The organism is Cryobacterium sandaracinum, assembly GCF_004403415.1.
Taxonomy (GTDB): Bacteria; Actinomycetota; Actinomycetes; order Actinomycetales; family Microbacteriaceae; genus Cryobacterium; species Cryobacterium sandaracinum.
In genome coordinates this window covers 12,190-37,131 of sequence record NZ_SOGO01000040.1, presented here as the reverse complement: position 1 = coordinate 37,131, position 24,942 = coordinate 12,190, and the positions used below count along the sequence as shown (strand labels likewise).

The following is a 24,942-nucleotide window of genomic DNA, read 5'->3' as shown; positions in this document are numbered from 1 at the left end:
GATGACATATTCGGTCACAGACCTGCCGGGCACCGGGCGTGCTTGTTAGAGTCTTCTCAATCGTTGCCGCCGGTCTCCTGACCGGCGGCATGGAGCGACAGCCGAGCCCGGCACCCGACCGCGAACGCCCGCCTGGCTTGCCGGGCGGTCCGCGGTCGCCCGGCCCCCGGTGACTGACACTGGCAACTGTCGAATGAGGAGCAATGCCCCACACCTCGGATCCTGCATGCCGGAAAATCCCGTTCTCATTCGAGTTGTATCCGCCCACATCGGATGCTGCCACCTCCGTGCTGCACGCCACTATCGAGCGGCTGGCCGCGGCCGGCCCGGAATTCATCTCGGTCACCTACGGTGCGAACGGCTCCTCCCGGCGCTCCTCCCTGGACGTGCTCACCCACATCCTGCGCACCACCACCGTGGACCCGCTGGCCCACCTCACCTGCGTGGGCTCGTCCAACGCGGAATCGAGCCAGCTGATCCGGGAGTTTCTGGACGCCGGGGTGCGGAGCTTCCTGGCCCTGCGTGGCGACCCGCCGGAAGGCATTCGGGAGGGTGAGGCCTTCCTCGGCGACCTGGGCAGCGCCGCGGAACTGGTGCAGCTGATCCACCGGGTGCAGGCCGAGCGGGTGCCGTACCGCGAGGCCGTGATCCCGGGACTCCCTGCCGCCCGCACGATCAAGCGGGAACGGGAGAAGGTACGCATCGCCGTGGCCGCCTTCCCGAACGGCCACCCGCGCTCCCGGTCGGCCACCCAGGACATCGACGCGCTCCTGGCCAAGCAGGCCGCCGGCGCCAACCTGGCGATCACGCAACTCTTCTTTCACGCCGACCACTACCTCAGCTTCATCCTGCGAGCCCGTGCCGCCGGGGTCGAATTCCCGATCCTGCCCGGGATCATGCCGGTCACGAGCCCGGCCCGCCTGCGCCGCATCCTCGAGTTGTCCGGCGAGGAACTGCCGTCCGAGCTGGCGATCGCGCTCGAGGTGGAGCCGACGAAGGAAGGCCAGCGTGAGATCGGCATCCGTCAGGCCACCGAACTGGCCCGGCAACTCATCGCCGGCGGTGCCCCCGGGCTGCACCTCTACGCCTTCAACCAGCACGAGACCGTGCTCGCCGTGCTCGACGGCTGCGGTCTGCTCACCCCCACCCTGCCTGCTTCCGCACTGCCTGCCCCTCACCCCGTCAAGGAGAACTCATGACCCACACTTCCGCCTTTCCCGCCTTTCCCGCCGGCACCATCCTGGGCTACCCGCGCATCGGGCCGCGCCGCCAACTGAAGAAGGCCGTCGAAGCGTTCTGGGCCGGATCGGTCAGCGCCGACGAGCTCGAAGCGACCGCGGCCGCCCTGCGCCAGAGCACCAGGAAGCGCCTCGTGCAGCTGGGACTCGGCCGGGACGACTCGTCCATCCCGGAATCCTTCTCCTACTACGACCAGATGTTGGATGCCCTGAGTACGGTGGGCGCCGTCCCCGCCCGGTTCGCGCATCTGCGGGGCGCGGACGGCCACCTCGACCTAGCCGGCTACTTCACCCTCGCCCGCGGCGAAGGGGAGAATCCGCCGCTGGAGATGACCAAATGGTTCGACACCAACTACCACTACCTGGTGCCGGAGATCGGCCCCGAGACCGAGTTCACCCTCGCCGGCACCCGCCTGGTGCGCGAGTTCGAGGAGGCGAAGGCGGCCGGATTCCTGACCCGGCCCGTCATCGTCGGCCCGGTCACCTTCCTGCTGCTGAGCAAGCCCAGCGACGAGGCCCCGGCCGGATTCAGTCCGCTTGACCGCCTCGACGACCTTGTGCCGGTCTACGCCGCCCTCCTGCAGCGGCTGCGCGCCGCTGGAGCCGAATGGGTGCAGCTCGACGAGCCTGCCCTGGTCAGCGAGAGCATCGACATCCCGAGAACGGATGCCCTCGCCGGCCTCCGCTTCGCCTACAACACCCTCGGCGCCCTCGCCGAGCGTCCCGCCCTGTTTGTCGCCGCGCCGTACGGCAGCCTCGACGACGCCCTACCCGTTCTTGCCATCACCCCGGTGGAAGCCATCGGGCTTGACCTCGTGCGGGGAAGCGTGCCGGCGGAGACCCCCGGACTGGACACGACCACTCTCGTGGCCGGCGTCATTGACGGCCACAATATCTGGCGCGGCGACCTGGCCGCCGCCTTCGACACGGCGGCCGGCCTGGTCCGCCTCTCGCCGCGGATCTCGGTTTCCACCTCTACCTCGCTGCTGCACGTTCCCCACGACGTCGACGACGAATCGGCGCTGGACGACGACCTGAAGACCTGGCTGGCCTTTGCGGATCAGAAGGTCGCGCAGGTTGCCACACTCGCCCGCGGCCTCAGTCTGGGTCGCCGTGCCATCGAGATCGACCTCTCTGCGGCCTCCGCGGCCCTCGACGCGCGGGGGGTGGCTCCCGGAGTCCACGATGGCGCCGTTCGGGTGCGCGCCGACGCGCTCGCTCCGGGCGACTTCACCCGGGGCGCCTACGCAGCCCGAGTGGCAGCCCAGGAGATGGCCCTCGGGCTGCCGTTCCTGCCGACGACCACGATCGGATCCTTCCCGCAGACCGGGGACATCCGTCGGGCCAGGGCGCAGCTGGTACGGGGGGTGCTGAGCACCGCGGACTACCGGGACCTGATGCGCGCCGAAATCCGTCGGGTCGTCTCGCTGCAGGAAGACATCGGCCTCGACGTGATCGTGCACGGGGAGCCGGAACGCAACGACATGGTGCAGTACTTCGCCGAGAACCTGGACGGCTTCGCGGTCACCGAGAACGGCTGGGTGCAGTCCTATGGCAGCCGGTGCGTGCGCCCGTCGATCCTCTGGGGTGACGTGTCCCGGCCGCGGCCCATCACGGTCGAGTGGTCGGCGTTCACGCAGGGGCTGACGCCCAAGCCCGTCAAGGGGATGCTCACCGGTCCGGTCACGATCCTCGCGTGGTCGTTCGTGCGCGACGACCAGCCGCTGGGCGAGACGGCCAGGCAGGTGGCCCTGGCCCTCCGGGACGAGATCGCCGACCTGGAGTCGGCCGGCATTCAGATCGTCCAGGTCGACGAGCCCGCGCTGCGGGAGCTGCTGCCGTTGAAGCAGAAGGACCAGGCGGAATACCTCGACTGGTCGGTGGGGTCCTTCCGCCTGGCGACGGCCGGTGCGGCCGCGGCCACCCAGATCCACACCCACCTCTGCTACTCGGAGTTCGGGGTGGTCATCGACGCGATCCGCAACCTGGACGCCGATGTGACCAGCATCGAGGCGGCACGCTCTCGCATGGAGGTGGTGGGCGATATCCGGTCCCAGGGCTTCGACCACGGTATCGGCCCGGGAGTGTGGGACATCCACTCGCCGCGTGTGCCGAGCGTGTCCGAACTCACCGACCTGCTCGAGCGCGCCGCGGCGGCCATCCCGGCCACCCGGCTCTGGGTGAACCCCGACTGCGGCCTCAAAACCCGCGGCTACACCGAAACCGTCCAGTCCCTGCACAACATGCTCGCCGCCACCCGCATCCTCCGCGCCCGCCTGACCTCCTCCGTCTCCGCCTGACCCCGCCTCCACCCACACAAAAGCCGGGCACGACACCAAGAACAGTGTTCGTGCCCGGCCCACAAGACCCGGCTCACAAGACCCGACCGGAATAACCATGGTGACTCAACACTCGCGCGTCTCCACGACGCTGGTCGAAACCGTCGAGACCAAGAGTCCGCCTGAAATGCTGATGTGCTTGAGTGCTGATGCCCTAAACCGACCGCAGCACTGCCACAACCTTCCCCAGAATCTCGGCGTGATCGCCGACGATGGGTTCGAAGTTGGTGTTGCGGGGCAGTAGCCAGGTGTGCCCGTCGCGCTGGCGGAAGACCTTGACGGTTGCCTCGTTGTCGAGCATGGCTGCAACGATTTCACCGTTTTCGGCGGTCTTCTGCTGCCGCACGACGACCCAGTCGCCGTCCATTATGGCGGCGTCGATCATCGATTCGCCCGACACCTTGAGCATGAACAGATCGCCCTTGCCCACCAGCTGGCGGGGTAGCGGGAAAATCTCGTCGATCTGCTGTTCGGCGGTGATCGGGATGCCGGCGGCGATGCGACCGACGAGCGGAACCATGGCGGCGTCGCCGACCTGCACTCCGGTGTGGAAACTTTCCGAGGCTCCGGCCGTCGTGTCTTCGGGCGACTGCGGAATCTCGATGAGCACCTCCAGTGCTCGGGGACGGTTCGGGTCTCGGCGGAGGTAACCGCTCAGTTCCAGCTGGTTGAGCTGGTGGGTGACGCTCGACAGTGACGACAGGCCGACGGCGTCGCCGATCTCGCGCATGCTCGGCGGATAGCCGCGTTGGCTGACCGAGCGCTGGATGACGTCGAGGATGGCGAGCTGCTTCTCGCTGAGGCTCTTGCGCCGTCTGGTGCCGCCCTTGTCGCGGGGACCGCTGGTGTTCTGTGCCACGTTCGTCGCTCCTCGTTTTGATTGATGCGCTGGCAGCAAGCAGCGAATGCCGCCGATTCACGCGAATGTCGGGGGTGCCTGATTGAGTGTCAATCAACAATCGAAACTGTATCCGAGTTGCGCTCATTAAACAAACATGTATTCGAGTGGGTCGGAATAAATATTTCAGAAACTACCGAATAAAGCTTGATTGTTCGAATAATCGAATATACATTCGGAACATAAGTTCGCATTCGGCTTTCCCGGCCGAGAGTCGGATGCGTCTTCTCACAGGAGGTATCACATGAGCACTGCACTTGAACGAGGCGCCCCCATCGCGACCGGACGCACCCGGCTCCGACTCACCCGGCGCGGTCGCGTCGTTTTCACGTCCCTGGCTGCCTTTCCGCTCGTGGCCGTGGCCCTGGCCGTCGCCCTCAACGGAGGCATCGCCGCCGCCGAGAACTCGACCGTCGCTCACGTGGCCTCGGCCTTCGACTACGTCACCATCAAGTCGGGGCAGTCGCTCTGGCAACTTGCCGAGACAATCGCGCCCACGTCCGATCCGCGCGAGGTGATCGCCGAGATTGTGAGCCTCAATCAGCTGCCGTCCGACAGCGTGCAGCCCGGTCAGCGGCTGGCGCTTCCGAACGACCTGTGAACTACCCGCGGCGAGCCCCCGCCGGTTTCACCCCGGTAATATTGGGGGAGTGACCAGTCTCAACGATCTGCCCCTTCGCGATAATCTGCGCGGACTCACTCCCTATGGGGCGCCGCAGTTGCACGTGCCGGTGGCTCTCAACGTGAACGAGAACACCCACGGCATCCCGGCTGAGGTGGCGCAGGACATCGTGGCGGCGTTGGCCGTGGCGGTCACGACCGTGAACCGATACCCCGATCGGGAGTTCACCGAGCTGCGGGATTCCCTCGCCCGTTATCTCGGTCACGGCCTCACCCGAAAGAACATCTGGGCCGCCAACGGTTCCAACGAGGTTCTTCAGCAGGTGCTGCAGGCCTTCGGCGGCCCGGGTCGGTCCGTGCTCGGCTTCGCGCCGACCTACTCCATGTACCCTCTGCTGGCCTCCGGCACCGGCACCCGCTGGATCGCGGGCGGTCGTGACGCAAAGTTCGAACTCTCCCCGGCCACGGCGCTCGAGTGGGTCGACCGGGTTGCCCCTGACCTCGTCTTCCTCTGCTCGCCGAACAACCCCACCGGCACGCCCCTGTCCCTGGAAACGATCGCGGCCGTCTACGATGCGAGCGACGGCATCGTTGTCGTCGACGAGGCGTACGCCGAGTTCGGGACGGATGACGCGCCAACCGCCCTGAGCCTGCTTCCCGGCCGGGAGCGCCTGCTGGTGTCCCGCACCATGAGCAAGGCGTTCGCCTTCGCCGGTGTGCGCGTCGGCTATCTGGCCGCCGATCCCGCCGTGACGGATGCCCTCCGCCTGGTTCGTCTGCCCTACCACCTGTCCGCGCTCACCCAGGCTGCCGCGGTCGCCGCGCTCGTCCACACGCCCGCGATGCTTGCCATGGTCGACGACATCCGCGGGCAGCGGGACCGCATCGTGAGCGAACTGGCCCGGCTTGGCTACACTCCGCTGCGCAGTGCGAGCAACTTCGTGCTGTTCGGCGGCGTTGAGGACCCTCGGGCCACCTTCGAGGCGCTGCTGGCGGAAGGCATCCTTGTGCGCGACGTCGGCATCCCGGGCCACCTGCGGGTCAGCGCCGGCACCGAGGCCGAGACCACGGCGTTCCTCGACGCCCTCGAGGCGCTTGGGCGGCCGTGAACGGCGCGGGCCAATAAACTAGTCGTATGAGCTTCTCTTTCGCGACCACCTCGCCCCGTTTCGCCCACCTGCAGCGCGAGACCAGCGAGTCGAGCATCGACCTGTCGCTCAATCTCGACGGCACCGGTGAGTCGGACATCCAGACGTCGGTCCCGTTCTTCGATCACCTGCTCACGGCCTTCGCGAAACACTCGTTGACCGACCTCACCGTGCGCGCCCGCGGCGATATCGAGATCGATGTGCACCACACGGTCGAGGACGTCGGCATCTTGCTCGGCCAGGCGATCAAGCAGGCTCTCGGGGACAAATCCGGCATCTCCCGCTACGGTGACGCCGTCGTGCCGCTCGACGAGGCCCTCGTACAGGCCGTCGTCGACATTTCCGGGCGCCCCTACCTCGTGCACCAGGGCGAGCCGGCCGGTTTCGAGTTCCACCTGATCGGCGGCCACTTCACCGGCTCCATGGTGCGCCACGTGTTTGAGGCTATCGCCTTCAACGGCGGCCTCACGGTGCACGTCACCGTGCAGGGCGGCCGCGACCCGCACCACATCGCCGAAGCCGAATTCAAGGCGTTCGCCCGCGCGTTCCGCCAGGCGAAGGCGCTCGACCCGCTGGTGTCCGGCGTCCCCTCGACCAAGGGTGCGCTGTGACCAGCGTCGTTGTCTTCGACTACGGCACCGGAAACGTGCACTCCGCCGTCAAGGCACTCGAACTCGCCGGGGCCGAGGTGACGCTGACCGGCGACCGCCGTCAGGCGCTTGAGGCCGACGGGCTCGTCGTGCCCGGCGTGGGCGCGTTCAGCGCCGTCATGCAGGCTCTGAAGGCGGTGCACGGCGACGAGATCATCGACCGCCGGATCGCGGGCGGACGCCCGGTGCTGGGCATCTGCGTGGGCATGCAGATCATGTTCGAGCACGGCGTCGAACGCGGCGTGGACACGGAGGGGCTGGGCGAATGGCCCGGCACCGTGACGCAGCTGACGGCGCCGGTGCTGCCGCACATGGGCTGGGACACGGTCACGCCGGGGGAGGGCTCGACGCTGTTCCATGGCCTCGAGCAGGAGCGCTTCTACTTCGTACACTCCTACGCCGCCCAGGAATGGTGCCTCGACGTCATGCCGCCGTTCCCGAAACCGATTCTCACCTGGTCCGAGCACGGACAACCTTTCCTGGCCGCCATCGAGAACGGACCGCTTACCGCCACCCAGTTCCACCCGGAGAAATCCGGTGAGGCAGGCATCCGTCTGCTCCATAACTGGCTCGGCACAGTCAAGAACTGACCTTGACTTTTCCCTGACTGACCCGGTCGCCGCGACCATTCCCAACCGAGGACACCCATGACTGTGCATACCCCTTCCCTCCGTCTCGTTCTGCTGCCCGCCGTGGATGTGGCCGACGGCAAGGCCGTTCGCTTGACCCAGGGCGAAGCCGGCACCGAGACCAACTACGGCGACCCCGTCGACGCGGCACTTGACTGGGCCCGCCAGGGCGCCGAGTGGATCCACCTCGTCGACCTCGACGCGGCCTTCGGTCGCGGCAACAACACGGATGTCATCCGCACTGTGATCCGCGAGGTCACGGGCGTGAAGATCGAGCTCTCCGGCGGGATCCGCGACGACGCGTCGCTGGACGCAGCCCTGAACGCGGGCGTCAGCCGGATCAACCTGGGCACCGCGGCACTGGAGAACCCGGAGTGGGCGGCGCAGGTCATCGCCCGGCACGGGGACGCCGTCGCCGTCGGGCTCGACGTGCGCGGAACCACCCTCGCCGCCCGCGGCTGGACCAGGGAGGGAGGGGACCTCTGGGAGGTGCTCGCCCGTCTCGAGGAGGCTGGCTGCTCGCGCTACGTCGTCACCGATGTGACCAAGGACGGCACGCTGCAAGGCCCCAACATCGACCTGCTCCGCCAGATGATGGAGCGCACTGACCGACCGGTCGTCGCCTCCGGCGGCATCTCCAGCCTCGACGACCTCCGCGCATTGCGCGAACTTGTACCGCTCGGACTCGAGGGCGCGATCGTCGGAAAAGCCCTCTACGCGGGGGCGTTCACCCTGAGCGAGGCGCTGGATGTCGCGGGCGCGTAACCTCGGCTCCACCGGCCTTCCCGGCGGACCCGGAGGGGGCGACTCCGCCGGGCAACCGTGGGAGGGACGACAGTTTGAGCCCAACATGCACAGCGACGACGACGGGCTCGCGCCCGAGCCGCTGCTGGCGGCCGTGCGCCGCTTCCAGGCTCGGGAGGCCGGCGAAGAGACGGTGGTCGACGCCATCCGTGGCTCACGGCTGCTCGTTCCCCTGGTGACCGAACTCGGCCAATCGGGCACCACCGAGGCCGGCCTCCGCGTCGACAAGACCCAGGAACTGTCGATCATCACCGTGGCCGGGCCCGACGGCCGCACGGTGCTTCCCGTGTTCTCCTCGGTCGCGGCGATGACGGCGTGGAACACGCAGGCCCGGCCGGTCCCGGCCGACGGCGTGCGCGTCGCGCTGGCCGCGGCTCAGGAGAACACCGATCTGGTCGTGCTCGATCCGACCGCGCCCACCGAGTTCGTGGTGCGGCGCCCGGCCCTGTGGGCCATCGCCCAGTCCCTGCCCTGGACCCCCAGCTATGCCAGTCGCGACGTCGCGGATGCCTTTGCCGACTCCGTGTCCACCGAACTGAGTGTGCTCGGGGTTGAGCTGGCCCCCGGCGACCCGGCCGCCCGCCTCGCCGGACCGGAACTAATTGTGCGTCTCGAGCTCGTGGACGGCCTGACCCGCATCGAGCTCGACGCGACCCTCGCCCGGCTCGCGGCTCGCTGGTCATCGAGCGACGTCATCGCCACCCAGGTGGACTCCCTCACCGTGCAGCTGCTGCCCTCCGCCTAGGCGGCCTCTTCCATCGTCGGCGGTTCCGGGCTCCGGGTTCCGGGCCCCGCGCTCCGCGTTCCGCCCGCGCCCCCGCCTCCGCCACGAACGAATTCGACGGAGATTGTGGCAAAATCGGTCCTGGATATCCGGGAAAGCCCGTTTTAGCTCAGAATCTCCGTCGAATTGGTTCGAGTGGCCCGGCTCAGGCGGATCGGCGAGGATAGTCGTATGAACGAGGTTCTGCACCGATTCACCCCGGCCACCCGCGCCTGGTTCGCGCAGGCCTTCGCCGCACCCACCGAGGCCCAGCTCGGGGCGTGGGACGCCATCTCTCGGGGCTCGCACGCGCTGGTGGTGGCCCCCACCGGGTCAGGTAAGACCCTCGCCGCGTTCCTCTGGGCCATCGACCGCCTGGCCGCGGATACTGCAGAGGCCGCAGATGTCTCGGAAGCCTCGGCGCGTCCTGACCGGGTCACCGCGCCGGGAACCCGCGTGCTCTACATCTCGCCGCTCAAGGCGCTCGGCGTCGACGTGGAACGCAATCTGCGGGCCCCGCTGGTGGGCATCGTCCAGGCTGCCGAGCGTCTCGGGTTCGCCCCGCCCCGGGTGACCGTCGGCGTGCGGTCGGGGGATACCCCGGCCACGGAACGCCGAAGCTTGGTCAAAACGCCGCCGGACATCCTGATCACCACGCCAGAATCGCTGTTCCTCATGCTCACCTCGGCGGCGCGGGAATCGTTGCGCGCCGTGGACACGGTCATCATCGACGAGGTGCACGCGGTCGCGGCGAGCAAGCGCGGCGCGCACCTGGCCGTCTCACTGGAACGGCTCGACGACCTGCTCACCCGCCCGGCCCAGCGCATCGGACTGTCGGCTACCGTGCGACCGGCCGCCGAGGTCGCCCGGTTCCTCGGAGGGTCCGCACCGGTGGAGATCGTCGCACCGGTGTCGACCAAACGATTCGACCTCAGCGTGGTCGTTCCCGTCGACGACATGAGCCAGGTCGGCCCGGCACCGGTGCGGGAGGGTTCGACGGCCGCCGCCGCCCCACAGACCGGGTCCATCTGGCCGCATGTGGAAGAGGCAATCGTCGACGAGGTGCTGGCGCACACCTCCTCGATCGTGTTCGCCAACTCCCGCCGTCTGGCCGAACGGCTGACCGCGCGCTTCAACGAGATCTATGCCCAACGCCTCGAGGACGAGCTCGTGCCCGCCGCGATGCCGGCCGTGATGACCGAGCGGATGCCTGCCCTCGCGCCCGTCGGCACTGCGGCACCCGGCCCGCCGGCCGCGCTCATGGGCGCCAGCGGCCAGAGCGCCGGGGCCGAGCCGCTGCTTGCCCGCGCCCACCACGGGTCCGTCAGCAAGGAGCAGCGCGCACTGATCGAAGACGACCTGAAAGCCGGGCGGCTGCGCTGCGTGGTGGCGACGTCCAGCCTCGAACTCGGCATCGACATGGGCGCCGTCGACCTGGTCGTGCAGGTGGAGTCGCCGCCGTCCGTGGCCAGCGGGCTGCAGCGAATCGGCCGGGCCGGGCACCAGGTGGGCGAGGTCTCCCGGGGCGTGATCTTCCCCAAGCACCGGGCCGATCTCATCCACGCGGCCGTCGCCGCCGAGCGCATGGCCGCCGGCCTGATCGAATCCCTGCAGGTGCCGTCCAACCCACTCGACATCCTCGCCCAGCAGACCGTGGCGGCAACCGCCCTCGAACCCATCCACGCGGAGGAGTGGTTCGACACCGTGCGCCGCAGCGCCCCCTTCCACGCCCTCCCGCGGTCGGCCTACGAGGCCACCCTCGACCTGCTTGCTGGTCGGTATCCCTCCGACCAGTTCGCCGAGCTGCGCCCCCGCATCGTCTGGGACCGGGAGACGGGCATCCTCACCGGGCGCCCGGGCGCGCAACGGCTCGCGGTGACCAGCGGCGGCACGATCCCCGACCGCGGCCTATTCGGCGTCTTCATGGTCGGCGGCGACCAGGCCACCGGCCGCCGGGTGGGGGAGCTCGACGAGGAGATGGTCTACGAGTCCCGGGTCGGCGACGTTTTCGCCCTCGGCACGACGAGCTGGCGTATCCAGGAGATCACCCACGACCGGGTGCTCGTGCTGCCCGCCTTCGGTGAACCGGGGCGGCTGCCGTTCTGGAAGGGCGACGGCCTCGGCCGGCCGGCCGAGCTCGGTGAGGCGATCGGCGCGTTCCTGCGCGAGGTCTCGGCGCTCCCCGACGCGGAGGCCCGGGTACGCTGCCGGGCCAGCGGCCTCGACGAGCGGGCCGTTGACAACCTCCTGACCTTCCTCGCCGAGCAGCGCGCCGCGACCGGTCAGGTCCCGACCGACCGCACCCTCCTCGTCGAGCGGTTCCGAGACGAGCTCGGCGACTGGCGGGTGGTGCTGCACTCCCCGTTCGGCCTGCAGGTGCACGCGCCCTGGGCCCTCGCCGTGGGCGCCCGGGTGCGGGAGCGCTACGGTCTCGACGGGGCCTGCGTGGCCAGTGACGACGGCATCGTCGTGCGCATCCCCGACACCGAGTCCGACCCACCCGGAAGCTCCCTCTTCGTCTTCGACCCGACCGAGCTCGAACAGATGGTCACCGACGAAGTCGGCGGGTCGGCCCTGTTCGCCGCCCGGTTCCGCGAGTGCGCCGCGCGGGCACTGCTGCTCCCGCGCTACAACCCGGGCCGGCGGTCACCGCTCTGGCAGCAGCGCCAGAAGGCCGCGCAGCTGCTCGACGTGGCCCGCACCTTCCCGACCTTCCCGATCATCCTCGAAACCGTGCGCGAGTGCCTGCAGGACGTCTACGACCTGCCCGCCCTCTTGGCCCTCACCCGCCGCATCGACAGTCGCGCCCTGCGCCTGGTCGAGACCCAGACGGATGCCGCGAGCCCGTTCGCGAGCACCCTCCTCTTCGGCTACGTGGCCGCGTTCATGTACGAGGGAGATTCCCCGCTCGCCGAGCGGCGCGCCACCGCCCTCTCGCTCGATTCCAGCCTGCTGGCCGAGTTGCTCGGTCGGGTGGAGCTGCGCGAGCTGCTCGACCCGGCCGTGATCGAGCAGACCGACCTGGAACTGCAGCGGCTGCCGGCCGACCGGAAGGCGCGCGGAGTCGAGGGCATCGCCGACCTGCTCCGCGGCCTCGGACCGCTCACCACGGCGGAGGTGGCCGCCCGCCTCGACCCCGCCGTGTCACCGGGCGCCGCCGAGGGCCTGCAGGTGCTTTTCGACGCCCGGCGCATCATCCCGGTCGGTTTCGCCGGGCAGCAGTGGTGGGCGGCCATCGAAGACGCCGCCCGGCTTCGCGACGCCCTCGGCGTCCCCCTGCCGCAGGGGGTCCCGGCCGTGTTCACCGAGCCGGTGCCGGACCCGCTCGGCGACCTGGTCAGCCGGTACGCCCGCACCCACGGCCCGTTCACTCTCACCGACGTGGCCGCGCGCTTCGGGCTCGGTCCGGCCGTGGCGCTCGTCGCCCTCCGGCGGCTGGCCGGGGCCCGCCGTCTCCTTGAGGGCGAGTTCCGGCCGCACGGCACCGGCAGCGAGTGGTGCGACGCCGAGGTGCTGAGGCGCCTCCGCCGCCGCTCCCTGGCCGCGCTCCGGCACGAGGTCGAGCCGGTCGACCAGGTCACAATGGGCCGGTTCCTGCCGGCCTGGCAGCATGTGGGCGGGCGCCTGCGCGGGATCGACGGGGTCGCATCCGTGATCGAACAGTTGGAGGGGGCGCGCATCCCGGCATCCGCCTGGGAGACGCTTGTGCTGCCCTCCCGCGTCGCAGACTACCGGCCGGGCATGCTCGACGAGCTCACCAACACGGGCGAGGTGCTCTGGGCCGGCGCCGGCACGCTGGCCGGCAACGACGGCTGGATCAGCATGCACCTGCGCGACACGGCGCCGCTCACCCTGCCGCTGCCCACCCCGCTGGAGACCACTGCGCTCCAGCAGGAGATTCTGACCACCCTGGCCGGCGGCGGGGCCTTCTTCTTCCGTCAACTCGCGGATGCCGTCGGCAGCCAGGACGACGCCGGCCTCGCCGCCGCCCTCTGGGACCTGGTCTGGGCGGGACTGGTGGGCAACGATACCTTCGCCCCCGTACGCGCCCTGCTCTCCGGCGGGCGCGCGGCGCACAGCACCCGCCGGGCCGCCCCGCGAGCCCGGCTGCACGGCGGCCGCATCCCCGCGCGTGGCACCCTCCCGTCCCGCACCGGGCCACCGACCGTATCCGGGCGCTGGTCGATCGTTCCGGTCGCCGATGACTCGCCCACCCGTCGGGCGCACGCCCTTGGCGAGACCCTGCTCGAACGCTACGGCGTCGTCACCCGGGGCGCGGTGATGGGGGAGGGCGTGACGGGCGGCTTCGCCCTCGTCTACCGCACCCTCAGCGGCTTCGAGGAGATGGGGCGGTGCCGGCGCGGCTACTTCATCGAGGGTCTCGGGGCCGCCCAGTTCGCCACGGTCGGCACGATCGACCGGCTGCGCTCCTACGTCGCCGAGGCACAGCATCCGGAACCGGTGGCGATCACCCTCGCCGCCACCGACCCGGCGAACCCCTACGGCTCGGTGCTGCCCTGGCCTCCGCTGCCCGAGGGCACCGGGCACCGCCCCGGACGGAAGGCCGGCGCGCTGGTCGTGCTCGTCGACGGGGCCCTGGTGCTCTACGTCGAACGCGGCGGCAAGACCGTTCTCGCGTTCGACGGAGCGGCCGGAAACGGAGCGACCGGGAACAAAGCGGCCGGGAATGGTGCCGACGGGAACGGTGCCGACGGGAACCGTGCCGATGGGAACCGTGCCGATGGGAACCGTGAACCCGCCGTCGAAAATGGCGGACCGACTGCGGTCCTGACCCTCGCCGCGGCGACCCTTGCCGGCACGGTCACCGCTGGGCGGGTTCCGAAGCTCGGCGTGGAGACCGTCAACGGCGTGTTCGTGATCGGAACAGCGGTGGGCACCGCCCTGCTCGCGGCCGGATTCGGCGTAACCCCGCGGGGAGTGAAGCTGCATGCCTGAGGGTGACACCGTCTACCGCACCGCGTGGAACCTCGACCAGGCCCTGCACGGAGCTCGGCTCACCCGCTGCGACGTGCGGGTGCCGGCGTTCGCCACCGTCGACCTGACCGGGCAGACCGTGCACGAGGTTCTCAGTCGCGGGAAGCACCTGCTGATGCGCGTAGGGGAGGCCAGCATCCACTCTCACCTGAAAATGGAGGGGTCGTGGCACCTCTACCGTCATGGGAGCGCCTGGCGCCGCCCCGCGTTCCAGGCGCGCATCGTTCTCGAGACGGTGGAGTGGGTGGCTGTGGGCTTCGAACTCGGGCTGCTCGAGGTGGTGCCGCTCAATCAGGAGGCCGCGCTCCTCGACTACCTCGGACCTGACCTCCTCGGCCCCGACTGGGATGCGGCCGAAGCCGTGCGTCGCCTCGAATCACGTCCCGCGCAACCCATCGCGGTGGCGCTCGCCGACCAGGGCAACCTCGCCGGGCTCGGCAACGTTTACGTGAACGAGCTGGGTTTTCTTCGCGGCCTGCTGCCGTCCCGGCCGGTGGCCGAGGTGACGGATGTCCTGGGCCTCGTCGCCCTCGCCCGCCGCCTGATCCTGGCGAACCGTGACCGCACGGAGCGGATCACGACCGGCAATGCCCGGCGCGGCATGCAGAGCTGGGTCTACGGCCGCGCCGGCCAGCCCTGCAGGCGCTGCGGTACCGCGGTCGAGCAGGGCCGGCTCGGCCGCACCGAGCTCGAATTGCGGGTCACCTACTGGTGCCCGCGCTGCCAGACCTGAGGTCGTGGCCCCGTAGCGGCTCTGGCCCGAACCAATTCGACCACAGAAACCCCCGCCGGAGTCGACTGGTTTTCCACGGTGCTAGGTCACTTCAGGGAGCCGCACCGCGACCCATCCGAGCCGGCTGTTCGTCCCTAGTTGACCGGCCCGGTGAACTTTTCTCCCGGACCCTGGCCGATCGCGTCGGGGATGGCCGAGGCCTCCCGGAAGGCCAGCTGCAGCGATCGCAGACCGTCGCGCAGGCTGCGCGCGTGCATGTCGGCGATGTCGGGGGCCGCGGCGGTGATCAGGCCGGCGAGGGCCGTGATCAGCTTGCGCGCCTCGTCGAGGTCGGTCTGGTTCTCCGGGTCGTCGGCCAGGCCGACCTTGACCGCGGCGGCGCTCATCAGGTGAACGGATGCCGTCGTGATGATCTCCACGGCCGGCACGTCGGCGATATCGCGTGTTGCCTGGGCTGCATCCTGCTCGTTGCTGTTGGTCACTGCATTCCTCTGTTAGACTCGACCGGGCTCCGAGATGCAAGTCTCGGTACGAAAGTGGATAATCTCCCACCCGCGCATACCGCTTCATATAGGTTACCGGGTAGTTGCACTCCGCCTTCGCGGCGCTGGACTCCAACAGGAATCCGCTCCGCGTGGGTAGACAGGGTGTCGTCTGTGGTATTCGGGCAGTTTTCTCCGACAATCCAGACGCGTTTTTCCTCTCTTCGTCTCCGGGCGACATCCGTCTCCTGGCTGCAGCCTCGATGCATGAGAAGAGGAGAGACGCATCAGCGATCCCCGTACAAATGACCGTATCCGCGTCCCCGAAGTCCGTCTCGTTGGTCCTAACGGCGAGCAGGTTGGGGTCGTGGCCATCGATGTTGCGCTGCGCCTTGCACAGGAGGCCGATCTTGACCTCGTCGAGGTTGCACCGACCTCGAAGCCGCCCGTTGCCAAGATCATGGACTACGGCAAGTTCAAGTACGAGGCTGCGCAGAAGGCCAAGGAGGCCCGGCGCAACCAGGCGAACACGATCCTGAAAGAGGTTCGTTTCCGTCTCAAGATTGATAAGCACGACTACGAGACCAAGCGCAAGCGCGCCGAGGGCTTCCTGAAGGCCGGTGACAAGGTCAAGGCCATGATTCTGTTCCGTGGCCGCGAACAGTCCCGTCCCGACCAGGGCGTACGTCTGCTCCAAAAATTTGCCGAGGATGTCGCCGAGTTTGGTTCCGTGGAATCGAGCCCGACCATTGACGGTCGAAACATGGTCATGGTCGTTGGCCCGCTGAAGAACAAAGCGGAAGCCAAGGCCGAGATCAACGCACACAAGGCTGCCGATCGGGCAGAAAAGGTTGCCGACAAGGCTGACAAAGTTGCTGATAAGGCAGCGAAACTGGAGGAAAAAGATGCCTAAGATGAAGACCCACTCCGGGACGAAGAAACGCTTCAAGGTCACCGGTTCCGGCAAGATCATGAAGCAGCAGGCCGGCCTGCGCCACAACCTCGAGGTCAAGAGCACCCAGCGCAAGTCCCGCCTGAACCACGACCAGGTGCTGGCCAAGGCCGACACCAAGGTCATCAAGAAGCTTCTCGGTCGCTAGACCCGTACCCCGTAAGGAACTAAGAAAATGGCAAGAGTCAAGAGGGCCGTAAACGCCCATAAGAGCCGTCGCGTTATTCTCGAGCGCGCCAAGGGTTACCGCGGTCAGCGCTCGCGCCTGGTCACCAAGGCCAAGGAGCAGCTCACTCACTCCTTTACCTATAGCTACCGTGACCGTCGTGCACGCAAGGGTGACTTCCGTCGCCTGTGGATCCAGCGGATCAACGCTGCGTCCCGCGCGAACGGCCTGACCTACAACCGTCTGATCCAGGGTCTCGCCCTGGCCGGCATTCAGGTCGACCGTCGCATCCTGGCCGAGCTGGCCGTCAACGAGCCCGCCACGTTCGCGGCCATCGTCGAGAGCGCCAAGGCAGCACTGCCCGCCGACACGTCGGCACCCCGGGTCGCCGCGTAGCTGTCAGCCGGCACCAGCACTATCACGCACTCTCCACGGGAGCGGGCCCCGCGTCCGCTCCCGTTTTGCGTGCCCGGGGCCGGTTCGCCGGGTCGCCGCGTGTGCCCCGAGCGGGAACACAGCCGCCCCGCCCCGGCAAGTAAGCTGGAGGCATGTTAGATAATCCCCGTTCTCCGCGCGTGCGGGCTGTCGCGAAACTGGCGAATCGAGCCGCTCGCTCCGAGGCGGGGCTGTTCCTCCTGGAAGGCCCCCAGTCGGTCTCCGAGGCCCTCAACTTCCGGCCCGACCTTGTTGTGGAGCTCTTCGTGACCCCCACCGCCCTCGAGCGGCACCCCGAGATCGCCCAGGTCGCCCAAGAGGTGGGCGCCGAGCTCGAATTCGTCACCGAGCAGGTGCTCGAAACGATGGCCGACACGGTCACGCCGCAGGGTTTCATCGCGGTGTGCCGTCAGTTTCCCACCTCGGTCAAGGACATCTTCGCCAACGAGCCCAAGCTCATCGCCATCCTCGAAGAGGTGCGCGACCCCGGAAACGCCGGCACCATCATCCGTGCCGCGGATGCCGCCGGCGCCGACGCCGTGATCCTCACCGGCCGCAGCGTGGACCTGTACAACCCGAAGGTCGTGCGCTCCTCGACCGGCTCGATCTTCCACCTCCCCGTCGCCGTCAGCGCGACGCTCTCCGACGTGCGCGAACGGGCCCGGTCCGCCGGCCTGCAGATCTTCGCCGCCGACGTCAAGGGCACTGATTTGCTCGCTGCCCGCACCGAGGGGCTTCTGGTCGCTCCGACGGCGTGGCTGTTCGGCAACGAAGCCCGCGGACTGACCGACGAAGATCTCGCCGTGGTCGACCGGTCCATTTCTGTTCCCATCTACGGTCACGCCGAATCGATGAACTTGGCGACGGCCGCCAGTGTTTGCCTGTATGAAAGCGCATTTGCTCAGCGCAGCTGATTATCACAGCTCGGTAACCACCGGCTTGGTGGTTCTGAGAAACCCTGTTCTAGCCTAGGTTTGGGACATGGAGCCTACAGAATCTGCGCCGGCGACGTCCAACATCACGGTGTTGCGCGGTGAGCCTCTCGTCGTGATCAGCGACGTGGACAAGCACTACGGTGACCTTCACGTGCTGAAGAAGATCAACGCCGTGGTCAACCGCGGCGAGGTCGTGGTGGTGATCGGGCCGAGTGGCTCCGGCAAGTCCACCCTCTGCCGGGCCATCAACCGGCTCGAGACCATCGACGCGGGCGTCATCACGATCGACGGCGTCAAGCTGCCGGCCGAGGGCAAGGCGCTGGCCAAGCTGCGCGCGGACGTCGGAATGGTGTTCCAGGCGTTCAACCTCTTTGCCCACAAGACCGTCCTCGAGAACGTCACCCTCGGGCCGATCAAGGTGCGCGGCCTGTCGAAGGCCGAGGCCGAGAAAAAGGCCATGGTCCTCCTCGAGCGTGTCGGCGTGGCCAACCAGGCCAAGAAGATGCCCGCCCAGCTCTCCGGTGGACAGCAGCAGCGGGTCGCGATCGCACGGGCTCTCGCCATGGACCCGAAGGTCATCCTGCTCGACGAGCCGACCAGTGCGCTCGACCCCGAGATGATCAACGAGGTGCTCGAGGTCATGATCAACCTGGCTAACGACGGCATGACCATGATCGTCGTCACGCATGAGATGGGCTTCGCCCGCCGCGCCGCCGACCGGGTCATCTTCATGGCCGAGGGCGAGATCGTCGAGGAGACCACGCCCGAGCAGTTCTTCACCAACCCCCAGAGCTCGAGAGCGAAGGACTTCCTCTCCAAAATACTTGCCCACTAACCGGTGTGCAGGACGACACAGCAATCAGGAGATACCCATGAGACTCACTAAAGGTCTAATGATTTCGGCCATTGCCCTCGCGAGCGTTCTCACGTTGAGCGGATGTACCGATTCCGCCCAGACGCCCGAGGCTGCACCGGTCGAGGAAACGGTTGAGTTCGAAGCCGGCACCTCCATGGCCGCGTTGAACGAGGCCGGGGCGATCACCATCGGCACCAAGTTCGACCAGCCGCTGTTCGGCCTCAAGGGCCCGGACAACAACCCGGTCGGCTTCGACGTCGAGATCGGCAAGCTCATCGCCGCGAAACTCGGCATCTCCGCCGACAAGATCAAGTGGACCGAGACCGTCTCGGCCAACCGCGAGCCCTTCCTCCAGAACGGCCAGGTTGACCTTGTCGTCGCGACCTACACGATCAACGACACCCGCAAGGAGGTCGTCGACTTCGCCGGACCGTACTACCAGGCCGGCCAGGACCTGCTTGTGCTCGCCGGCAACCCCGACAAGATCACCGGCCCGGAGGACCTCGCCGGCAAGCCCGTCTGCACCGTGAGCGGCTCGACGTCGGAGAAGAACATCGCCGCGTACTCCGACAACGTGATCGCGACCGACACCTACTCCAACTGCTTGGGCCCGCTCCGCAGCGGCGAGGTTGTCGCCGTGACCACGGACAACGTTATCCTGGCCGGCCTCGCCGACCAGAACGCCGGTGAGTTCGAGGTTGTCGACAACCCCTTCACCAAGGAGCCCTACGGCATCGGCCTGAAGAAGGACGACACCGAGTTCCGCACCTTCATCAACGATGTGCTCGATGAGGCGTACGAGGATGGCACGTGGGCCGAAGCCTGGGAAGCGACCGCCGGTACCGTGCTCGAGACCCCGACCCCGCCGGCAGTCGACCGGTACTAGTCGCCGAAAGCAGCACCTGCTGATCGGGGCGGCCGCGCCGCACAGGCGGCCGCCTCGACCAGCACCTTTTTCCTGGAACCCGCACGACCCACCCGCACGACATCCAGATAGTCACTACAGAAGAGGAGGTGAGTTGTGGACGCAGTCATCGAAAACCTGCCCCTGTTTCTGGAGGGCTTCAGAAATACATTGGGCCTTCTGCTTCTGGCCGGCACGGGAGCGCTCGTGTTCGGCATCATCATCGCTGCCATGCGCATCTCGCCCGTCGCATCCCTGCGCGGATTCGCCACCGTCTACACCGAGATCGTGCGCAACACCCCGCTCACGCTGGTGCTGTTCTTCTGCGCCTACATCCTGCCCTACCTCCAGTTCAGCCCAGGCTACTTCGTGCTCGCCACGATCGGACTCACCGTCTACACCTCGCCGTTCGTCGCCGAAGCCCTGCGCTCGGGCGTCAACGGTGTGCACGTGGGTCAGGCCGAGGCCGCCCGCAGCGTGGGTCTGACCTTCACGCAGACCCTCTCGTTCGTCGTCATGCCCCAGGCGGTGCGCATGGTCATCCCGCCGCTCATCAATGTGTTCATCGCCCTGACGAAGAACACCTCGGTCGCCGGCGCCTTCTTCGTCTTCGAACTCTTCGGCGCCGCCCGCAAGATCACCAACGATCGCGGCGATGAGGTGCTCGCGATCTTGCTCGCCGTGGCAGTCTTCTACCTCCTGGTCACCATCTCGCTCGGCCTGATCGCCGGTCGGGTCGAGAAGAAGGTGGCGGTTCTCCGATGACTTCCGTGCTTTACGATGCTCCGGGCCCCAAGGCCATCTTCCGTTCCCGGCTGTTCTCCGTGGTGGCCGGCCTCGTCATCGCCGCCGGCCTGGTCTGGCTGATCCTGGCGCTGGGTGCGCCCAAGACCAGCGCCAACGGCGCCGTTCAGCCGGGCCTCTGGGACGTCTCCCGGTGGGACGTCTTCGCCGACCGCGAGGTCTGGCGCACGCTCGGCCGCGGAGCACTGAACACCCTCCGAATGGCCGGCGTCGCCGCCGCGTTCGCCCTGGTGCTCGGTGTGCTGTTCTCCTTCGGGCGCGTCTCCGATACTAAATGGATTCGGATCCCGACCACGGTCGTGCTCGAATTCGTGCGCGGCATGCCCGTACTGCTGATGATGCTTTTCATCCTCCTCGTCTTCTCCACCGGCTCCTTCTGGGCCGGTGTCGCCGCCCTCTCCGTCTATAACGGCGCGATCATCGGCGAGGCGCTGAGGGCCGGCATCAAAAGCCTGCCTCGCGGCCAGCGCGAGGCTGGGCTGGCCATCGGGCTCACGCCCGTGGCAACCCGGTTCCGGATCGAGTTCCCGCAGGCGTTCCGGCAGATGCTGCCGATCATCATCGCGCAGCTCGTCGTGCTCCTCAAGGACACGTCCCTGGCGTTCGTGGTCGGCTACGAGGAGCTCCTCCGCAGCGGGCTGTACAACCTGACGAACTTTTTCGGCAGCCGGTACTCCTTCTCCTTCTTCCTCGTCGTGCTCGCGATCTACCTGACGATGAACCTACTGCTCTCCTGGCTGGCCCGCGTCATCGCCCGCCGCACCGGTTCCAAGTCCGGCGGCGTCACCACGGACACGAAGGCGCCGCCTGAGAAGCCCCTCGATCCCGAGGTGGTCTACCCCGCTGCGCTCGGCAACCAGATGGGCGCCCGGGGGCTTTAGCGGCACTAAACTTGTGCCTTGTGTCTGACCCCACTGAGATCTCTGAACCAGTCGTGAGCGCGGCCGTCGACGCCGCACTCGCCGCCATTGACGCCGCGAACGACTCCGCGGCCCTGAAAACCGTGCGCACCGAGCACACAGGCGAGGCCTCCCCGCTGGCCCGACTCAACGCGCTGATGCGCAGCGTGCCGGGCAACCAGAAGGCCGCCGCCGGCAAGCTCCTCGGCCAGGCCCGAGGTGCCGTCGCCCAGGCGTTCGCCGCCCGCGAGGCCGCGATCACCGAGGCTGAGGCAACCGCTCAGCTCGCGGCCGAAACGGTCGACGTGACGGCGGCGGCCTCCACCTGGAAGCCCGGCGCGCGGCATCCGCTCACCCTGTTGCAGGAGCGCGTCGCGGATGTCTTCGTCGGCATGGGCTGGGAGGTCGCCGAGGGCCCCGAGCTCGAGAGCGAGTGGTTCAACTTCGACGCCCTCAATTTCGACGAGGACCACCCGGCCCGTGCCATGCAGGATACGTTCTTCATCGACCCACCCGAGGCACACCTGGTACTGCGCACCCACACCTCGCCGGTACAGCTGCGTGCCCTGTTGTCGCGCGAACTTCCCGTTTACGTCGTCGCGCCCGGCCGGGTGTTCCGCACCGACGAACTTGACGCCACGCACACGCCCGTGTTCCACCAGATCGAGGGCATCGCCGTCGACAAGGGCCTGACCATGGCGCACCTGCGCGGCACTCTCGACCATTTCGTGCAGGCCATGTTCGGCCCCGAGGCGAAGGTGCGCCTGCGCCCCAACTACTTCCCGTTCACCGAGCCGAGCGCCGAACTCGACCTGTGGCACCCGACCTTCAAGGACGGCGCCCGCTGGATCGAGTGGGGCGGCTGCGGCATGGTCAACGCCAATGTGTTGCGTTCCGCCGGGATCGACCCGGAGGTCTACTCCGGATTCGCGTTCGGCGTCGGCGTCGAACGGGCATTGATGTTCCGAAATGATGTGAAGGATATGCACGACATGGTCGAAGGCGACGTCCGGTTCAGCCAGCAGTATGGGATGACCGTCTGATGCGCGTACCACTGAGCTGGCTGGCTGAGTTCGTCGACCTGGCCCCGGGCATCACGCCCGAGGACGTGCACGCCGCCCTGGTGAGCGTGGGCCTTGAAGAGGAGGAGATCCACCGCTTCGAGCTGACCGGGCCGATCGTGGTCGGCCAGGTGCTCGAGTTCGTCGGCGAGGAGCAGACCAACGGTAAGACCATCAACTGGTGCCAGGTGCGCGTCGCCGCTGACGGCGAGCTCGCGGCCGACGGCGGCCCGGCCGTGCACGGCATTGTCTGCGGCGCCCACAACTTCGTCGTCGGCGACAAGGTCGTCGTGACCCTGCCCGGCGCCGTGCTGCCCGGTCCGTTCCCGATCGCGCCCCGCAAGACCTATGGCCACGTGTCCGACGGCATGATCGCCTCGGCCCGCGAACTCGGCCTCGGCGACGAGCACGACGGCATCCTGGTGCTCGGCAGCCTCGGCCTCGACCCCGAGATCGGCACGGATGCGATCAGCCTGCTGGGCCTGGACGACACCGCCGTCGAGATCAACGTCACGCCCGACCGGGGCTACGCCTTCTCGATCCGTGGCGTCGCTCGCGAGTACGCGCACGCCACCGGGGCTGCCTTCCGCGACCCGGCGCTCTCCGTCACCGCGGACGCGTCCACGGTCGCCTTCCCGGTGACCATCGCCGATCAGGCCCCTATCCGCGGTCGCGTCGGCGCGAGCGTGTTCGTCACCCGCGCGGTGCGCGGCGTGGACCCCACCCGGCCGTCTCCGGCCTGGTTGATCGCCCGCCTGAAGCTGGCCGGCATCCGTTCGATCTCGCTGATCGTCGACGTCACCAACTACGTGATGATCGAGCTCGGCCAGCCGATCCACGGCTACGACCTTGACAAGCTGGCCGGCGGTATCACCGTGCGTCGCGCAGAACCGGGCGAGAAGCTCGTCACCCTCGACGACGTCACCCGCATTCTCAACGCCGAAGACTTGCTGATCACCGACGAGTCCGGACCGATCGGTCTGGCCGGCGTAATGGGCGGTCAGAGCACCGAGATCGGTTCCGCGACCACGAATGTGCTGATCGAGGCCGCGAACTTCGACCCGGTATCGATCGCGCGCACGGCCCGTCGGCACAAGCTTCCCAGCGAGGCATCCCGCAGGTTCGAGCGCGGGGTGGACCCGGCCGTGGCCGCGGTCGCCGCCGCCCGCGTCGTTCAGTTGCTGGTCGAGCTCTCCGGGGGAGAAGCCGACGGCCTCGGCTCCCTGCACGACGCCACGCCCGACGCCGAGCCGATCTTCCTGCCGACCGGCTTCATCTCCGGCCTGATCGGACTCGACTACACCCGCGAGGAGGTGCGCACCTCGCTGGCCGAGATCGGCGCCTCGATCGAGGAGACCGAGATCGGGCTGAACGTCACCGCCCCGAGCTGGCGCCCCGACCTGACGGACAAGTGGACCCTGGCCGAGGAAGTCGCCCGCATCGTCGGTTACAACCGCATCCCCTCGGTGCTGCCCGTCGCCCCGCCCGGGCGCAGCCTCACCCACGCGCAGACCCTGCGCCGCCAGGTGGCGCAGACCCTGGCGGCCACCGGCCACACCGAGGTGCTCGCGTACCCGTTCGTGGCGGAGAAGTCGAACAACCTGTTCGGGCTGCCCATCGGCCCTGCTGTTCCGCAGATCCGGGTTGCCAACCCGCTCGACGGAGAGGCGCCGTTCCTGCGCACGTCGATCCTGCCCGGGCTGCTGCAGATCGCACACCGCAACCGTTCGCGCGGCCTCACCGACCTGGCCGTCTTCGAACTGGGCTTGGTGTTCCGGCCGGTGGCGGGCATCCGTTACGGCGGCTCCGTCGTGCCGCCCGGCGCGGTGCGCCCGAGCGCGCAGCTGGAGGCCGAGCTCAACGCGGGAATCCCGCCGCAGCCTCTGTCGGTGGCGGTCGTGCTGACCGGCTCCGTCGTGCGGCACCAGCCGGGGCAGCCCGCCGTGGCCGCAAGCTGGCAGCACGCCCTCGCCGCGGTGCAGCAGGTCGCGCTGGCCGCCGGCGTTCCGATCACGGTTCGCCAGGGTTCGCACCAGGCCCTGCATCCCGGCCGCACCGCCGAGCTGTTCGTGACGACGGATGCCGGCACGACCTCGGTCGGCTACGCCGGCGAACTGCTGCCCAGCATCGCCCGCGACGCGGACCTGCCCGCGGTCGTCGCGGTTGCCGAGATCGACCTGACCGCCGTGTTCGCGGAGGCCGGCGCCGAGCTGCGCGCCACACCGATCGCCACGATGCCGGCCGCCACACAGGACCTGTCCCTCGTGGTCGACGCCGGCGTGCCGGCCGGCGACGTGCTCCGCACGCTGCTCGAGGGCTGCGGGCCGCTGCTCGACCACGCCGAACTCGTCGACGATTACCGCGGCACGGGCGTGCCGTCCGGACGCAAGTCACTGACGTTCGCGCTGCGGTTCCGGGCGCCGGAGCGCACCCTAACTGCCAAGGAGGCCAGCGACGCCAAACTCGCCGGCGTCGCGGTGGCCGCCGCCCGCTTCGGGGCCACTCTCCGCGAGTAGCGCGAGTAGCGCGAGTGGCGCGGGCTGGCGCCCGCTCCGCGCGCCGAGAGTCACCGCCCGGGCGGCGATTATCGGCGCGAACGGCGATTCTCGGCGCGCGGGGCGGCGCGCTAG

22 protein-coding genes are annotated in these 24,942 nt (G+C 68.4%); 20 read left to right on the top strand and 2 right to left on the bottom strand.

Going from position 1 to position 24,942, the window contains the following annotated elements:
* Positions 1–203: 203 nt before the first annotated feature.
* The gene (locus E3T25_RS14735; RefSeq protein ID WP_104101195.1) at positions 204–1,199 is read left to right on the top strand and encodes a methylenetetrahydrofolate reductase; all 996 of its coding nucleotides are present in this window, start codon (positions 204–206) and stop codon (positions 1,197–1,199) included.
* The gene (gene metE, locus E3T25_RS14730; RefSeq protein WP_134375110.1) at positions 1,196–3,538 is read left to right on the top strand and encodes a 5-methyltetrahydropteroyltriglutamate--homocysteine S-methyltransferase; all 2,343 of its coding nucleotides are present in this window, start codon (positions 1,196–1,198) and stop codon (positions 3,536–3,538) included. Before E3T25_RS14735 ends, metE begins: the two co-directional genes overlap by 4 nt.
* 193 nt (positions 3,539–3,731) lie before the next feature.
* On the opposite strand, the gene lexA is transcribed toward metE, so the two are convergent.
* On the bottom strand, positions 3,732–4,436 hold the full coding sequence (gene lexA / locus E3T25_RS14725) for a transcriptional repressor LexA (protein WP_104101199.1): 705 nt from the start codon (positions 4,434–4,436) through the stop codon (positions 3,732–3,734).
* Positions 4,437–4,719: 283 nt separating this feature from the next.
* On the opposite strand from lexA, the gene E3T25_RS14720 reads away from it, so the two are divergent.
* The 8 genes from E3T25_RS14720 (at position 4,720) to E3T25_RS14685 (ending at position 14,818) form a co-directional block, all read left to right on the top strand.
* Positions 4,720–5,076 carry a LysM peptidoglycan-binding domain-containing protein gene (locus E3T25_RS14720; protein WP_104101202.1) on the top strand — a complete coding sequence of 119 codons (357 nt, stop codon included), beginning with the start codon at positions 4,720–4,722 and terminating at the stop codon, positions 5,074–5,076.
* Between the two features lie 49 nt (positions 5,077–5,125).
* A complete protein-coding gene (locus tag E3T25_RS14715) occupies positions 5,126–6,205 on the top strand; it encodes a histidinol-phosphate transaminase (protein WP_104101204.1) in 1,080 nt (359 codons plus the stop codon).
* Between the two features lie 26 nt (positions 6,206–6,231).
* Positions 6,232–6,855: an imidazoleglycerol-phosphate dehydratase HisB gene (gene hisB, locus E3T25_RS14710; RefSeq protein ID WP_104101207.1), complete on the top strand. Its 624-nt coding sequence runs from the start codon at positions 6,232–6,234 to the stop codon at positions 6,853–6,855.
* Positions 6,852–7,484: an imidazole glycerol phosphate synthase subunit HisH gene (gene hisH, locus E3T25_RS14705; RefSeq protein ID WP_134375108.1), complete on the top strand. Its 633-nt coding sequence runs from the start codon at positions 6,852–6,854 to the stop codon at positions 7,482–7,484. Before hisB ends, hisH begins: the two co-directional genes overlap by 4 nt.
* Before the next feature lie 57 nt (positions 7,485–7,541).
* Positions 7,542–8,288, top strand: coding sequence for a bifunctional 1-(5-phosphoribosyl)-5-((5-phosphoribosylamino)methylideneamino)imidazole-4-carboxamide isomerase/phosphoribosylanthranilate isomerase PriA (gene priA, locus E3T25_RS14700; RefSeq protein ID WP_134342198.1), 747 nt, complete (start codon positions 7,542–7,544; stop codon positions 8,286–8,288).
* The gene (locus E3T25_RS14695; RefSeq protein ID WP_104101218.1) at positions 8,272–9,072 is read left to right on the top strand and encodes an SseB family protein; all 801 of its coding nucleotides are present in this window, start codon (positions 8,272–8,274) and stop codon (positions 9,070–9,072) included. Before priA ends, E3T25_RS14695 begins: the two co-directional genes overlap by 17 nt.
* 210 nt (positions 9,073–9,282) lie before the next feature.
* Positions 9,283–14,046, top strand: a complete 4,764-nt coding sequence (locus E3T25_RS14690; RefSeq protein ID WP_134375106.1) for an ATP-dependent helicase — start codon at positions 9,283–9,285, stop codon at positions 14,044–14,046.
* On the top strand, positions 14,039–14,818 hold the full coding sequence (locus E3T25_RS14685; protein ID WP_104101222.1) for a DNA-formamidopyrimidine glycosylase family protein: 780 nt from the start codon (positions 14,039–14,041) through the stop codon (positions 14,816–14,818). Before E3T25_RS14690 ends, E3T25_RS14685 begins: the two co-directional genes overlap by 8 nt.
* Positions 14,819–14,952: 134 nt before the next feature.
* Here the strand turns inward: E3T25_RS14685 and E3T25_RS14680 are convergent, their stop codons facing one another.
* Positions 14,953–15,300, bottom strand: coding sequence for a DUF1844 domain-containing protein (locus tag E3T25_RS14680; RefSeq protein ID WP_104101224.1), 348 nt, complete (start codon positions 15,298–15,300; stop codon positions 14,953–14,955).
* 286 nt (positions 15,301–15,586) lie between these two features.
* On the opposite strand from E3T25_RS14680, the gene infC reads away from it, so the two are divergent.
* The 10 genes from infC to pheT all read left to right on the top strand — a co-directional run bounded on the left by infC (position 15,587) and on the right by pheT (position 24,828).
* The gene (gene infC / locus E3T25_RS14675) at positions 15,587–16,213 is read left to right on the top strand and encodes a translation initiation factor IF-3 (protein ID WP_104101226.1); all 627 of its coding nucleotides are present in this window, start codon (positions 15,587–15,589) and stop codon (positions 16,211–16,213) included.
* The gene (rpmI, locus tag E3T25_RS14670) at positions 16,206–16,400 is read left to right on the top strand and encodes a 50S ribosomal protein L35 (RefSeq protein WP_104101228.1); all 195 of its coding nucleotides are present in this window, start codon (positions 16,206–16,208) and stop codon (positions 16,398–16,400) included. Before infC ends, rpmI begins: the two co-directional genes overlap by 8 nt.
* Before the next feature lie 27 nt (positions 16,401–16,427).
* A complete protein-coding gene (gene rplT, locus E3T25_RS14665; protein ID WP_104101231.1) occupies positions 16,428–16,814 on the top strand; it encodes a 50S ribosomal protein L20 in 387 nt (128 codons plus the stop codon).
* 152 nt (positions 16,815–16,966) lie between these two features.
* On the top strand, positions 16,967–17,767 hold the full coding sequence (locus tag E3T25_RS14660; RefSeq protein WP_104101233.1) for a TrmH family RNA methyltransferase: 801 nt from the start codon (positions 16,967–16,969) through the stop codon (positions 17,765–17,767).
* Between the two features lie 67 nt (positions 17,768–17,834).
* Positions 17,835–18,623, top strand: coding sequence for an amino acid ABC transporter ATP-binding protein (locus E3T25_RS14655; RefSeq protein WP_104101236.1), 789 nt, complete (start codon positions 17,835–17,837; stop codon positions 18,621–18,623).
* A 37-nt stretch (positions 18,624–18,660) separates the two neighbouring features.
* Positions 18,661–19,530: a glutamate ABC transporter substrate-binding protein gene (locus E3T25_RS14650; protein ID WP_104101238.1), complete on the top strand. Its 870-nt coding sequence runs from the start codon at positions 18,661–18,663 to the stop codon at positions 19,528–19,530.
* Positions 19,531–19,665: 135 nt separating this feature from the next.
* Positions 19,666–20,313, top strand: a complete 648-nt coding sequence (locus E3T25_RS14645; RefSeq protein WP_104170093.1) for an amino acid ABC transporter permease — start codon at positions 19,666–19,668, stop codon at positions 20,311–20,313.
* A complete protein-coding gene (locus E3T25_RS14640; RefSeq protein WP_104101242.1) occupies positions 20,310–21,233 on the top strand; it encodes an amino acid ABC transporter permease in 924 nt (307 codons plus the stop codon). The genes E3T25_RS14645 and E3T25_RS14640 overlap by 4 nt, the downstream gene beginning before the upstream one ends.
* Positions 21,234–21,253: 20 nt before the next feature.
* Positions 21,254–22,294, top strand: coding sequence for a phenylalanine--tRNA ligase subunit alpha (gene pheS / locus E3T25_RS14635; protein ID WP_134375104.1), 1,041 nt, complete (start codon positions 21,254–21,256; stop codon positions 22,292–22,294).
* A complete protein-coding gene (gene pheT, locus E3T25_RS14630) occupies positions 22,294–24,828 on the top strand; it encodes a phenylalanine--tRNA ligase subunit beta (RefSeq protein WP_134375102.1) in 2,535 nt (844 codons plus the stop codon). Before pheS ends, pheT begins: the two co-directional genes overlap by 1 nt.
* Positions 24,829–24,942: the final 114 nt, after the last annotated feature.